The following is a 14794-nucleotide window of genomic DNA, read 5'->3' as shown; positions in this document are numbered from 1 at the left end:
AGGAGATATATAGTTTAGGTTTGTCCTCTTTTAAATTTGCAATATTTACTATAAAATTTTAAAAAAATAAAATTATAAATTTTTGTTTTTAATTTAAGCTATTTTTTATCAAAATCATAACCTAATTCAAATAACAAATCCTTTATTTCCTGAGCTTTTGCAAAATCTCATTTCTTTGAAGCTAGCTGCATCTCTCTAATTAATTCATTAATATATGACTTTTTAGCCTTTAATTTATAATCATTACCAAATTTAGAATTTAAAATAAGATCAACATTAATTTTGGGAATCGGTTTAATAACCGTTTTTGGAATAATATTGTGTTCTTTGTTAAACTTTATTTGAATTTCTCTCTTTTTTAAATTATCATCTATAGTTTCTTTCATTGCTTCAGAAACTTTATCAGCAAAGAAAACTACTTTTCCATGGTCGTTTCTTGCGGCTCTGCCAACAATTTGAATAAGTGAAGATGTATCTCTTGAAAATCCATTTAAATCAGCATCCAAAACAATAATTAAACTAACTTCAGGTAAATCAATGCCCTCTTTCAATAAATTAATTCCTATTACAACGTCGAACTTTCCCATGCGAAGGCCCGCTAGAATAGCATTTCTTTCAAAAATTTCTAATTCATGATGAATGTAAGCTGATTTAAATTTTTTTTCTTTTAAAAAATCCGAAAATTCTTCTGCGCTTTCTTTTGTCAAGGTTAATATTAATGTTCTTTCGTTTCTTTGAATCTGCGATTTTAGTAAATCATATATTTTGGCTTGTTGATTCTCTTTAAGCATAATCTCAATTTCTGGATCCAACAGCCCAGTTGGCCTAATAATCTGTGTAATAACCTCACCATTAGCATATTCAATTTCTCTTTTTTTGCTTGGTGTTGCAGACATATAAATGCGAGGAAAATCATACTCAAAAAATTCTTCATATTTTAATGGCCTATTATCAAGAGCAGATGGTAAACGGTAACCATATTCAACAAGAGTATCTTTTCTCGATTTATCACCGAGATACATTCCTTCCAATTGCGGTAATAATAAGTGACTTTCATCGATGTAAATCACTGCATCCTTTGGTAAATAATCAAACATTGTATAAGGTTTTTGACCCGGCAGTCTACGATCAAGATATCTTGAATAATTTTCCATGCCTTTTGTATAACCAAAATCTTCAATAGAAGCAATGTCAGCATTAATACGCTCATTTAGCCTTTCATACTCAAGGAGTTTGTTATTCGATTTGAAAAAATCTAGCTGGCTAGATAATTCATCTTTAATCTCTGCAGATATCATTTGAATTCAATCTTTATTCATGATATAAGTGGTACATGGAAAAATGGTAGTACTGCTAATAATTTCAATAACATCCTTAGTTATAGAATTAATTATTTTAATGCTCTCAATTATATTATTTTCATTAACTTCTATTCTTATTTGGCCATTATGCTTATAACCAGGGCATATTGTTAAGACAGAACCATATGCAGAAAATTCACCAAATTCAATATCAGGATAGATCTTTTTATTTTGATAACCCATTTGTACTAATGAATATTTTATTTCTTTGATGCTTATGCCCATTCCGACATAAATATTTAATAAATATTTCTTGTACTCATGTGGATTAAAAGCGCCATAAATTGCTGCAACAGATGCGACAACAATAGTGTCCCTTCTATTGAGTAATGAATTAAAAGCTGAAATTCTCATTGATTCAATTTCCTTATTAATTGTAGATGACTTTTCAATAAATAAATTATCTTTAGGCAAATAAGATTCAGGACGATAATAATCAAAGTATGAAACAAAGTACTCAACTTTATTTTCGGGAAATAGTTCTTTAAGTTCGTTATATAATTGGCTAGCTAAAGTTTTATTATGGCTAATCACTAAAGCGGGTCTATTGCTATTTTGAATAACATTGGCCAAAGTGAATGTTTTACCAGACCCTGTAACGCCTAATAAAACTTGATGTTTTTTGCCCTCTTTTAACCCCTGAATTAATTTATTAATTGCTTGGGGTTGGTCGCCAGATGGCTTATAGTCAGAAACAAGTTTAAAATTCTTCATAATTTAAATTATATACTAAGCATATTTATCTATCAGAAACATCCCTTCTATATAAAATTATGATACAATTAGTTAATTATGAAGATAGCAAAAAAAATATTATTAACATTAACAAGTATTTCTGTTCCTTGCATCTCTACTGCTCTTGTTGTTTCGTGTTCGAGAGGCGAATCATTGAATGATTTTGCGAAAGCCTTCGTTTTAGGAACGGCTGGTAGAGAAAACTATAAAAAAGATACTAAAACACTAGATTTAAGCAAAACTAATCTAAAGGTTATTCCAGCTGGAGCCTTCTCAGGAAATTCATTACATGGTTTGTTTTTAAACACTAATGAACAATCGCATGCAGCTCCTGAATTTCTTGCTGCACCAGGAATCTTTGATATTAAAAAAAATGAGATTAATATAGAAAAAATTATTCTTCCTAGCAGTTTAGAAATTATTGAAAAAGGTGCTTTTGCCAATTTAGGATTAAAAGAAATTCAATTTGATATTTCTTCAAATAACCTAACAAAAATTGAAGATGAAGCTTTTGCAAACAACAGATTAACTAAAGTAGAACTACCATCATCAATTGCAGAAATAAATGAAAAAGCATTCTATAACAATCAAATAACTTCAATCAATATCGAAGCCGCGGCAAGACTAAAAAAACTAAGTTTTGGTGTTCTCGCTAAAAATAAATTAACTCAAATAAATTTAAAGAACATTAACACTATTGAAGACTCGGCATTGGCGCTAAATGAATTTACAATGCTTAACTTGCCAAAAAATGTTACTCGTGTTTCAGAAAAAATGTTTTTCTTCTTTGGAAAAAATAGTGATGCTCATAGCGTAGAATTAACCATTGAAAATGATACTGTTAAAAAACAACTAACTAACGCGCTTAAAGAAAACAATGATCTTCACTATTCAATCAAATAATTTTTGATCAGCTAAATGGCTGATTTTTTTATTTATTTTTTTGTTTTTTTGGATTAAAAACTATTTAATTATTCTGTTTTTAAGCTAAAACCTAATTATCCAAAATTAATTAAGAATAACTTTATTAAATATTTGATTTATTTGATCATAAGCATTAAAATTTTAATCTTAAAGATTGTTTTATTAAACGATATGATTTCGTAATTAAATATTAAGAAAAAATATAAAAATATCCTTGCTTTATTTGCCTATTAATTCTTAAAAATTATTCATTAATCTTTATTATCTATTGCATAACAAAGAAGGTGGCTTATATTATGCTTCTCCCCAAAAAGGTGAGGAAATATCCACAAAAAATAACATTTGCACATTATATATTTTTAAAAAAATAGTGCATCGCCATTATATTAACGCTTATTTTATACTATGAACATAACATAATAATTCTTTTTTTAAAAAATCAATAATTTAATTTTAGATATTTGCTGCTTTAAAGTTTTTTTGCAAATTTCTTCCAAGCTTCTGTATTTCAGCGTAACAAATATAATAAAGTCCTAAATAGTGGATCAATTATTGCAATAGAACTTAAACTTATTAAAAATATTTCTTGACTTATATTATTACTTCCAAAAAGAATTAGAATATATACAAAACTAGTTTGTAATCCAATCATTGTGAATATGGAAATTAAATTAGGCATTCAAACATCATTGGCTCCCCACAAAGATCTTAATGTTGTTAATGGCCCTACATCCATCAATGATTTAATTGCAAAAACGCTCATTAAAATGTAACAATATTGGTTTATTAATTTTGTCTCTATTGAATATATTTTAAACAAGGGGTAAGTTAAAATAATTCCCAAAATGCCGAATAATAGCTGAACTATAAAACCAGTTTTATAAGCCAAATTACCAATTTTTTTAGCCTTATCAAGTTTATTTTTTCCGATTTGTGTTGCCACAACAGATGAGGTAACATAACTTAACGCTAGCAAATAAGCAGCAAATAAATCATAGATATTATTCAAAGCCCTTCAAAGACCAATAAACCTATCATTTAATTTAGCATCCGGAATAGCCTTGGATAATAAATATTGCGAAACAAATCAAATCCCTGTTTCTAGTGAGATCGGGAAACCAATTTTAAGAATTTCCTTAATATATTTATTATTCCATGTTTCTTTAAACTTAATTTTATGATTCTTGACAACATATTTTTTCACTAAGATACTAGATATCACAATATTAATTAATGAACCTATGATAATTTCAAGTGAGGCTAGGAATGCATTTTTTATTACAAATAGAATCATAAAAATTCAAATTGTTCTAACAATTGTTCCAACAATTACGCCAATTATAGCAAGTTTATTTTTCTTTATTGCTTGCAATGAAGAATTCATTATAAAGGCAATGGAAGTTATAAAAATATCAATAGTACCAATTCTTAAAAATTTTATAGCAAAACTATGTTCATTTTTAACTTCTACTTCAACATTAGTTGGAATATAATTGATCCCATCAGCAAATCCACCAACAAATATTTTATGTTTTAAATCAAGTTGATAAACCTGCTCTAATTTTAAGTTAGATTTCTTTAAATTACTTATAAAATTGTTATAGTCAACTTCCTTTTTTCAACCAATAATAAAAGTATTTTTAGCGCCTGAAAGTGATAAAAGTTTAGGAGCACTAAAAAATACAATTAAATATATTGCGCCATTCAAAATTAGTGATAAATAAAAAGCTGATCAAAGAAGTTTTGCAATTTCTTTTTGCTTTCCTTGACCATAAAGGTTGGATGCTACAACTAAAACACCAAGTTGGAATAATAATGGTAAGAAAGTTATTATTTTATATACAACAAATATCTTTGCAAAAGTATAAAAATAATAGCCATTGTAAGACCCATCAGCATGATAAACACGATTATAAAAACTGACAGCTAATGATCCCGCAATGGTAACTGTGGCGAAAAATAATGTCTGAATAAAAATGGGAAAAGATAACCTTAAAAGATATTTGAAGTTATATTTTTGTTTAAAATACTTGTCGTTTTCAATTGCTTTAATATTCATAGTTTATCTATTAATTTTACTAAAAACATAATTATAATTTTTATAATAAAATATATAGATAAAATCATATCAAAACATATAGGAGAAATTATGGGTTTCTGGTCAAAACTAAAAGATAAACTTTTTGGAACAAAAGAGGAAAGAATTGCAAAAAAACAAGCTAAAATAGAAAGTAAGGAAAAGAAAAATCTTGCAAAAGAATTAAACAAAAAAAATAAATTAGAAAATTACATAGCAGGTTTATCTAAATCAAATTCCTCATTCATTGAAAGCATTAAACAAATACAAAATAGGCATAATAAAATTGATGATAATTTCTTTGATGAACTCGAAGAATTACTTATTATGTCAGATATTTCAATAAAATTAGTTCAAATAATAATTAACGAATGTAAAAAAGAAGTTAAAAACGAAAACATTCAAGACCCTAAATTGATTAATGAAATTATTGCAGACAAATTATTCACTTTCTATGCCTCTAATTCAATTATTGATACAAGTCTTAATGTACAAGACAACCGAATTAATGTAATTTTGGTTGTTGGTGTTAATGGCTCTGGTAAAACTACTTCAATATCTAAAATCGCTCACAAGTTAATTCAAGAACAAAAAAAAGTTTTAATTGCTGCTGCGGATACATTTAGAGCTGCAGCCGTTGAACAGTTGGAGATATGAGCTAATAAAGTTGGGGCAGATATAGTAAAACCGCTTAACAATGAAACAGATCCTGCGGCAGTTGTTTATCGCGCAATTGATAAAGTTAAAAACGATAATTATGATGTTCTAATAATTGATACTGCAGGAAGATTGCAAAACAAAATTAACCTTATGCATGAATTAGCTAAAATTAATAAAGTACTTCAATCCAAAATACCAGGCGCTCCTCATGAAAGTTTATTAGTTTTAGATGCTACAACTGGCCAAAACGGTATTTCACAAGCAAAAGCTTTTGGCGAAGCTACAAATCTAACTGGAATTATTTTAACAAAAATGGACGGAACCTCAAAAGGGGGGATTGTATTAACAATTAAAGATGAAATTAATCTAGCCGTAAAATTCATAGGTTTAGGGGAAGGGATAGACGATTTAGCCGAATTCGATCTTGATTCATATATTTATGGTTTAATGAAGGGTATAAATGAATAATGGAAGATATTGAAGAAAGAGAAAAAATTATTAAATTGTTTGATAAATATGGGCAATTATTACCACAATCACAAAGGCAAGCCCTATATCTCCATTTAATTGAAGATTTATCTTTTGCTGAAATTGCTGATGAGTTGGCAATGTCAAGACCGGGCGCATTTGATGCTGTTAAAAAAGCAAGGCAAAAACTTATATTGCTTGATAAGAAACTGGGTTAAAAGTACTTATTTTGTTGAGTTAAAATAGTTATATTAATTTTAAAAAATATATAATTTTAAAAATAGTAAAACTTTTTAGAGGAGTTATTTAATGTCTTATAAATATAAAAGGGTTTTAATAAAACTTTCAGGAGAAGGATTAGCAAACAAAGAAAAACATTTAGCTATTGACTATGAACTAGTTGAAAAATTTGCTAAACAACTTAAAGTTATTATTGCCAATAATGTCGAGGTTGCAATTGTTGTTGGCGGCGGTAATTTTTGAAGAGGAACAAGCGCTGCGAAAAATGGTATTCAAAGAGTTAGAGCTGATTACATTGGTATGCTAGCAACGACTATGAATGCACTTGCCTTACAATCAGGTTTCGAACATAACGGATTACAAACTAGAGTATTATCTTCATTAACACTAGATCCCAAGGTTTGCGAGGTTTATATAAATGAAAAGGCTAAAAAATACCTAAAAAGTGGCGAGGTAGTAATTTTTGCTGGCGGAACTGGTAGACCTTTTTTTACAACAGACACCGCTTCAACATTATATGCTTCCGAAATAGAAGCCGATGCAATATTAATGGGTAAAAACAATATTGATGGTGTGTATGATAGTGACCCTAAATTCAATAAAAATGCAATTAAATTCAATACATTAACTTATGATGAATTGCTTGAAAAAGACCTTAAGGTTATTGATCAAACCGCTGCATCAATGGCAAAAGAAAACAATATTGATATAATAGTTTTTGATATCAATGAAAATGAAGCATTATTAAGAGCTATTGAAAATAAGATACCAAATACAATCATTGCTAATAAAAAATAGAGGAATTATGGAGTTAAGTTTTTATATAGAAGATTTAAAAAAGAATATTAAAAAAACAATCGACAATTTTGAAGTGCAATCATTAAAAGTTGCTGTCGGAAAAGCAAACCCCGCTTTGATTAATAAAATTAAAATTAATTACTATGAATCGTGAATGAATTTAGATGAATTAGCTTCAATAAGTTCAAATGGACCATTAGAATTATTGGTTAAACCTTATGATATGGCAATTCTAAAAATAGTTGAAAAAACTCTTATAGACCAAAAACTAAATATTACTATTATTAATATGGGACATCAATTAAGATTAATTTATCCGCAAATGACAACAGAAAAACGTATGGAAATGACTAAGTTATTAAATCAAATCGCTGAACAAGCAAAGGTGGGGATAAGACAAATCCGCCAGGATATTAATAAACACATCAAAGCAGATAAAGAACTGTCAGAAGATCTACAAAAGAATTATTTGGACCAAATCCAAAAAGAGATAGACAAATCAATTGAAAACATAAATTCACTAACTAAAATAAAAGAAAAAGATTTAATGACAATTTAATAAAATCAAAATAGTTCATCGGAATTACTGAGAATATAAAAATAAGTAAATTTATAAGAAGTATACTTGTGCAAAAAGGCAAAACTATAATAAAAGATTAATGCATCTTATTAAAACTAAAAAAGTTTTGTGTAAATCTATTAGACCTTTCTTAAGAAATTTTATTAGGAAGGGTCTTTTAATTATAAAAAATAAAAAAAGAAATAATTAAACCTAAATTATTAATAAATTCACAAACGGGATTTTAACAAATTGTCTCTTTTAATAAAGAACCGTTGTGCAAAATTCTAAAGGTAGTGTAAAAAAATGTGTAAGTTAATCTCTAGCTTACTTTTTAGTAAGTGATTTGATAATAGCAATTACACAAATGTAAATTTATTATACAAAAACAGGACCTCAGTTAGGAACAACTTTATTTCATTTTTCTAACTGATTTTGGATTGCAAAATAAACTATCTTTATTAAAGAGTCATCAGTAGGAAATGAAGTTTTGTTTCTTGATATTTTTCTAATATTTCTATTTAAATTTTCGATGACATTTGTTGTATAAATAAGCTTTCTAATTTCGGTCAGAAAGTTAAAGAAAGTAATTAGTTCATCGATGTTTTTTGTCAACTTTTAAGCGCATAGTGATATTTAGAATCTCATTTTTCTTTGAAAATATCTAGGAATCTAGATACTTCATCTTAGGGACTATAGATATTTTTGTTTTGTTTACAATTAATGTTTTATATAGTGCATTTTCTATTAATGTTACTTTAATTTATTTGCTTTATCGCTAAACATAATATAAATATAAGCTTCAATAATTTGATTTATACGTGCATCAATAGATTTTTTTATTTTTTAAAATTTTCTCACTTTTAATATCTTTTCAGCCAAGTGTTGGACTAAAAGATATTTCAGTAAAATTACCATCTTTATCTGGTAGCAAGGACATTAAATCTGGTGTGCTTAATTCAACATTTGTTTTTGATTCGATATTTTTATCGTGTTTAATTTGATCTTTATCATTTTTATTACCTAATCTTGAATTATCTGATTTATACATTAAATCGCCATTACCGATCTTGTAAACTAATGTCATATAGTATGTATTGAAATCCTTATTCATTTTTTAAATATTCACGCACTTCCTTTGAAGCTTTTTGAGGAATTATGTGTTCATAACTTAAATTTATATAGTTTGAATTTAAATCATTTTAACGTTCATATTCACTTCTAAACTTTTCATATCAAAAGGGCTGTTCGCGCTTATTTTTGAAACCGCTAAATACACGTGCAATAATTAATTTATACAGTTTATTTGACACTGGTTTAAATGATGAATTCTCATCAGTTATTTCATAATTAAATTTATTATTAAGATGTTCGCGCAATAACTTAATATTTTTATCGTCTTCATCATTTAACGATAGCATCTTAATAAGTTCTTTATAAATTTGATTTGCAAATTAATAAAATTAATATATTTAATTTTTTGTATTTCATCTTTCGGACTAAAAAAGTGTGTTTTAATTTTGTAATTAAATATATTTGTAACCTTAATATCCCCTATTGCAAAATCTACTATAAAAAAATATAAATATAAAACTTTTTTTACATCATTAATAAACTGTTAGTGTCTATAATTATTAAATATGAAAAATATTAAGCTAAGAATAAAGTCAGCAATGATTTTAGCATTAATTTTATTGCCTTTTTTATTTATAACATATTTTGGAAAAACACCAGGAAAAGTTATTGGCTTCTCCTTCTTTGCTATCATTTCTGCATGAGCAACTTATGAGGTTCTTTCTCATAACATTTTAAAAAGATGGGAAAATATTCTTATAGCTATTTTAACAGTATTAGTTTGGGCTTTTCCGTTGGATTGGTTCTCGGCGCAACCAGAACATAGTAATTTTATAGGTCTCGCAAAAACAACTGGTTCAAATATATTGATAGTAACAAAACAAATAAAAAAATCAATTTTTTTTGGATATGATAGTCTATCTAAATTTAGAGCATTACAGCTATTGCTAATAATTCTCTTTATAACTTGCATATTTCTAGTAAATCTTTTCATTACTAAAACCATAAAAAGAGACTTTATTTTTTCTTATTTTATTGCTATTTTTTCAACATGATTTATCCCACTTGCTTTTAAAAGCTTGTTTATATATAACGCTGCAAATTTATATTTTGTCTTCGCTATTATTATAATACCAGTTATCACTGATACGATGGCCTATGTCGGCGGTTCTTTATTTGGAAAAAAATTAATTAAACGAGGGATGGCTCCTAAAATAAGTCCAAAGAAGTCATGAGAGGGCGCTTTTGTAGGTTTTATATTTGGATCGATTTTTGTATTTATAACAATGTATTTAGGCCATATAACACAAAACAAAACATTTTCTATTTTTACTAATTGAAAACAATTAATAGCTGGCATATTCCTTTTACCATTTATATCTATTCTAGGCGATCTTGTTTTTTCGCTAATCAAAAGATTATATAGAATAAAGGATTTTTCAAATTTAATACCAGGGCATGGTGGTTTTATGGATCGTTTTGATTCAACTTCATTTGTTGTAATCATGACTTCAATAATATTATTTATCAATTAGATTTGGAGGTAATTCATATGATGGATGAATATTTTAAACAACTATGTAAAGAAGTAAAATTTGAGCCATCTAATGAATTTGATGGTGCTAAACTTTTATTAGTACATCCCGCTATTAAAGAGGGATTTGAAAACTGAGTTTTTGATGTACAATTTGATCAACATATTAACATCAATGAATATAAGAAATTTCATAAAGCTGTCGAGTCTCGATTTCCAAAATGCCGCATTAATTTAATTATTCAAAATGTTATTTTAGATAAAAAAAACATTGCTGACTATCTAAAATATGTTATTGATAAAAGTTTTCCTTCATTGAATGACATTTCTGGTTTTATAAATTCGGCTCATATAGAAGTGACTGACAATGAAATAAATTTTCTTATTCCATTAAAAACTGCATATGAAAAATTCAAACAAAATAATAACCTAATTGTTCAAGGACTAGAAAAAATAGGATTTGAATTTCTTAAACCTATTTATAAATTAGCTGATAATTCAAATAATAGTAAGAAAAAAACCATAAACAATTTAATAAACTCCTACTCAATTCAACAAAAAGAGGAATTAAGTTTTTCACAAAAAAATCCAGATAAAAATATAACAAATAGTAGCGGCCAAAAATATTACGCAAAACCTAAGGCTAAATTAGTTGAAATGGATATTGCTACCGCCTTAACAACATTTGAAGAACTAAGAGTTATTGTAAAGGGGGAAATTTATTTTTTAGAATGGAAATCGTTAAAAAATAACAAACGCCTTTTAACATTAAAAATTTCAGATTATAACGAAGCTATTTCTGTCAATTTTATTCAAAACGAATCAGAAGAAAAACCTTCTATCAATGAAGGCGATACGATTTATGTAACGGGTATGCTAACTGATGACAAATTTACACAAGCTAAGGTTATAATGGCATACGGTGCGCAAGCGTTTACCAAAACAGAGCCAATAACTTCATTAGCCGAAGATAATGAGGTTGAAAAAAGAATAGATTTAGCCACAAGAACACACATGAGTGTTCAAGACGGAATTTCTTCCCCAAATGAATATATAAAAGCCGCCATAAAATATGGCCATGAATTTATCGCAATTACGGATTTAGATAATGTGCAAAGTTTTCCATCTTTCTATAATGCCTTAAAAAAAGAAAAAAGAATTAAACCTATATACGGAGCAACACTATCTACAATTTCAAAGAAAAATTTAATTTTTAAAGGATATGAAAAATTTAAGGATTTTGATTTAAAAGAAGCTGAGTACGTTGTTTTTGACCTCGAAACTACAGGACTATCATGCCGCTTTGACGATATTATTGAGTTTGGAGCTACAATAATTAAAAATGGCATAATAGTAGAAAAAATTCAGTTTTTTATCAAAACAAAAAAGACACTAAGCCAAAAAATCAAAGAACTAACCAAAATAAATGAACAACTTTTAGAAGGGGGGCTATCCCCTGAAGAGGGAATTAAAAAAATCCATTCTATTTTAAACGGGCGCATTGGTGTAGCGCACAATGCTGCGTTTGATATAAATATGTGTATGGAAAAATTTAGACAATTAGGTCTTGATACAAGCAATCTAATTTGTGTTGACTCCTTATGGGTTTCATATTTTTTAGATAAAAGTGAAGCAAGGCATAAAATGAATTATGTATGTAAGAGACATAATGTTATTTATACATTTAGCGACGCTCATAGGGCTGATTATGATGCTCATGCTTTGGCTCAAGTCTGATTAAAAATGATCACAAGATTAGCCATTGAAAAAAACATCTTTAGTGCATCCGAGCTGTTAAATGCTGATGCTACACAATGATCAAACAGAATAATGTCTTCCGAAATAAGAGTATTAGCAAAAAACCAAAGAGGGCTTAAAGAATTATTCAATATTCTATCTTCATCACTAACAAAAAATTATAATGACGGTCCAAAGTTTTACATTGAGGATAAAATAAAATACAATAATATTTTGTTTGGTTCAGGGACACATCGCTCAAAATTATGGGACAAAATAATCCTGGGTACAAATGAATCAATAGAAAAAGAAATTGTTAACTTTGATTATATTGAATTGCCACCGATTTCATCTTTTGTGTATTTAGTAGAGGGCGAGGAACTTATCTCATGAGAAAATCTTAAATTCGCATATCATGACTTAATCGAAAAATGCAAAAAGCTTAACAAAATGTGTGTCGCAACATCTGACTCAAGATATGTTTATGATTTTCAAAAAACTATTCATGCCATTTACATTAACGCTCCTTCGCTTGGCGGTGGGGTACATTGATTAAAAAGAAAAACACAACCAAAGTTGCAATATCTAACAACTAGACAAATGTTAGATGAGTTCGCTTTTTTAGGCGATGAAAAATTAATTAAAGATATTGTTATTTATAATCCCAAAAAAATTGCTAATCAAATTGAGAACATACAAGTTATTAAAGATAAATTGTATGTTCCGACCTTTGATGATTCACCAACTAAATTGCGTAATTTAGTATATGAAAATCTTTATAAAAAATATGGAAAAAGTCCTGATCCAATAATCATTGAAAGAATAGAAAAAGAGTTAAACCCTATTATTAAGTATGGTTACTCAGTAATTTATTGAATTAGCCATAAATTAGTTAAACGTTCAAATGAAGATGGTTATCAAGTGGGTAGTCGTGGCTCAGTAGGTTCCTCGATAGTAGCTAACCTATCAGAAATATCAGAAGTTAATCCACTTGAACCACATTATTTATGTTTGGAATGCAAATATTTTGAATGAAATAATGATCCCAATATATATTCAGGATGGGATCTCCCTAATAAGAATTGTCCAAATTGCAATAAAAAACTCTCAAAAGATGGGCATAATATACCTTTCGAAACCTTTTTAGGTTTTGAAGCTAACAAAGTTCCGGACATTGATTTAAATTTCAGTGGTGATTATCAACCAAAAATTCACAATTTAGTTAAGGAATTATTTGGTGAAAATCATTCATTCAGGGCCGGAACTATATCTAAAATTGCCTTAAAAACCGCATATGGTTTTTGCCGAAAATATATGGAAGAAGTGCGATTAAGTGAAACACCGTGATCAAGAACTTTTCTTGATTTCTTAGCAAATAAATCGGCCGGGGTTAAAAGAACAACAGGGCAACACCCGGGAGGAATTATTATTATTCCCAAGGAATTTGATGTTGAGGACTTTACACCTGTTAATTATCCTGCAAATGATGTTAATAGTTCATGAAAAACTACACACCTTAATTTTGAATCCATTCATGATAATGTTTTAAAACTTGATTTACTAGGTCACGATGATCCAACAACAATAAAAATGCTTGAAGATTTAACAAAAACAAATGCCAAAGACATACCAAAATCTGACCCAGAAGTTATGAAGTTATTCTATACAACTGAGTCGCTAAAAATCGATCCAAAAATGATTGATGGTGAAACTACAGGTGCTTATGGTTTGCCAGAGTTTGGAACGGGTTTTGTTAGAAACATGTTAAGAGAAGCGCAACCACGCACATTTAATGATTTAATCTTATTAAGTGGTCTAAGTCACGGAACTAATGTGTGGGCCGGAAATGCTGAAGAGTTAGTCAAAAAAGGATTTAAATTAAAAGATTGTGTATGTTGTCGTGATGATATTATGCAAGAATTAATAAGAAAAAATATCGAACCATTAAAAGCCTTTGAAATAATGGAAAAAGTCCGTAAGGGTAAGGGCTTATCCGCAGAGCAAGAGGAACTATTAATAAAAAATAATGTTCCAGACTGATACATTAATTCACTAAAAAAAATTGAATATATGTTTCCTAAGGCTCATGCAACGGCTTATGTTATTATGGCCTGAAGAATTGCTTGGTATAAACTTTATTATCCTCTACAATTTTACGCTTCATATTTTTCAATAAGACCAGATGCAATTGATATTGAAACAATGTCAAAAGGGTATACTAGCGTTGATATAAAACTAATGAATTTAAAAAAGAGAAAGAACGATATAAGTAATGCGCTTTCAACAAAAGAGTCAGCATTAATTACCACATTTGAAATAACAAAGGAAATGTATGCTCGAGGGTTTAAAATTCAAAACGTTTCTTTATCAATATCTCATTCCAAAGATTGAATTGTTGATGAAAAAACCAAATCCTTAATACCGCCATTTATTGTTGTTGATGGACTAGGTGATACCGTTGCAGAACAAATAGTTAATGCTCGAAATCAGCAAGAATTTTTATCTATCGAAGATCTTTGCCAGAGAGGAAAAGTAAATTCTAAGATTTGTTCCGAACTAAAAAAACTAGGTATATTAGATAATTTAAATGATACAAATCAAGTTGAATTATTTTAACAAAATAACCT

At 28.1% G+C, this 14794-nt stretch carries 12 protein-coding genes; 7 read left to right on the top strand and 5 right to left on the bottom strand.

Going from position 1 to position 14794, the window contains the following annotated elements:
* Nucleotides 1-98 precede the first annotated feature (98 nt).
* Nucleotides 99-2075 carry an excinuclease ABC subunit UvrB gene (gene uvrB / locus ACWXVJ_RS00260; protein ID WP_455965962.1) on the bottom strand — a complete coding sequence of 659 codons (1977 nt, stop codon included), beginning with the start codon at nt 2073-2075 and terminating at the stop codon, nt 99-101.
* Nucleotides 2076-2153: 78 nt separating this feature from the next.
* Between uvrB and ACWXVJ_RS00255 the strand changes: the two genes are divergently transcribed.
* A complete protein-coding gene (locus ACWXVJ_RS00255; RefSeq protein WP_438340516.1) occupies nt 2154-2999 on the top strand; it encodes a leucine-rich repeat protein in 846 nt (281 codons plus the stop codon).
* 490 nt (nt 3000-3489) lie between these two features.
* On the opposite strand, the gene ACWXVJ_RS00250 is transcribed toward ACWXVJ_RS00255, so the two are convergent.
* Nucleotides 3490-5079 (bottom strand): MATE family efflux transporter, encoded by a 1590-nt coding sequence (locus tag ACWXVJ_RS00250; protein WP_455965960.1) that lies wholly within the window; start codon nt 5077-5079, stop codon nt 3490-3492.
* Nucleotides 5080-5169: 90 nt separating this feature from the next.
* On the opposite strand from ACWXVJ_RS00250, the gene ftsY reads away from it, so the two are divergent.
* From ftsY to ACWXVJ_RS00230, 4 genes are all read left to right on the top strand, one after another.
* Complete coding sequence (ftsY, locus tag ACWXVJ_RS00245; RefSeq protein ID WP_444704905.1) at nt 5170-6225, top strand: signal recognition particle-docking protein FtsY; 1056 nt, start codon at nt 5170-5172, stop codon at nt 6223-6225.
* Nucleotides 6225-6443 carry a sigma factor-like helix-turn-helix DNA-binding protein gene (locus tag ACWXVJ_RS00240; RefSeq protein WP_455965958.1) on the top strand — a complete coding sequence of 73 codons (219 nt, stop codon included), beginning with the start codon at nt 6225-6227 and terminating at the stop codon, nt 6441-6443. Before ftsY ends, ACWXVJ_RS00240 begins: the two co-directional genes overlap by 1 nt.
* Before the next feature lie 91 nt (nt 6444-6534).
* A complete protein-coding gene (pyrH, locus tag ACWXVJ_RS00235; protein WP_438340512.1) occupies nt 6535-7263 on the top strand; it encodes a UMP kinase in 729 nt (242 codons plus the stop codon).
* Nucleotides 7264-7270: 7 nt separating this feature from the next.
* Entirely contained in the window at nt 7271-7822 is a 552-nt protein-coding gene (locus tag ACWXVJ_RS00230) for a ribosome recycling factor (RefSeq protein ID WP_438340511.1), read from the top strand.
* A gap of 378 nt (nt 7823-8200) precedes the next feature.
* On the opposite strand, the gene ACWXVJ_RS00225 is transcribed toward ACWXVJ_RS00230, so the two are convergent.
* The 3 genes from ACWXVJ_RS00225 to ACWXVJ_RS00215 all read right to left on the bottom strand — a co-directional run bounded on the left by ACWXVJ_RS00225 (nt 8201) and on the right by ACWXVJ_RS00215 (nt 9243).
* The gene (locus ACWXVJ_RS00225) at nt 8201-8437 is read right to left on the bottom strand and encodes a transposase (RefSeq protein ID WP_455965956.1); all 237 of its coding nucleotides are present in this window, start codon (nt 8435-8437) and stop codon (nt 8201-8203) included.
* A 163-nt stretch (nt 8438-8600) separates the two neighbouring features.
* Entirely contained in the window at nt 8601-8936 is a 336-nt protein-coding gene (locus ACWXVJ_RS00220) for a hypothetical protein (RefSeq protein WP_455965954.1), read from the bottom strand.
* An 88-nt stretch (nt 8937-9024) separates the two neighbouring features.
* Nucleotides 9025-9243: a hypothetical protein gene (locus ACWXVJ_RS00215; RefSeq protein ID WP_455965952.1), complete on the bottom strand. Its 219-nt coding sequence runs from the start codon at nt 9241-9243 to the stop codon at nt 9025-9027.
* A gap of 219 nt (nt 9244-9462) precedes the next feature.
* Here ACWXVJ_RS00215 and ACWXVJ_RS00210 point away from each other — a divergent pair, with 219 nt between their 5' ends.
* Both ACWXVJ_RS00210 and ACWXVJ_RS00205 read left to right on the top strand, forming a co-directional pair.
* Entirely contained in the window at nt 9463-10431 is a 969-nt protein-coding gene (locus ACWXVJ_RS00210) for a phosphatidate cytidylyltransferase (RefSeq protein ID WP_455965950.1), read from the top strand.
* Nucleotides 10432-10448: 17 nt separating this feature from the next.
* On the top strand, nt 10449-14783 hold the full coding sequence (locus ACWXVJ_RS00205; protein ID WP_455965948.1) for a PolC-type DNA polymerase III: 4335 nt from the start codon (nt 10449-10451) through the stop codon (nt 14781-14783).
* Nucleotides 14784-14794: the final 11 nt, after the last annotated feature.

The organism is Mycoplasma sp. 773 (genome assembly GCF_053851515.1).
Note: the sequence above shows the minus strand (reverse complement) of the source record. Positions and strands in the feature narration are given on the sequence as shown.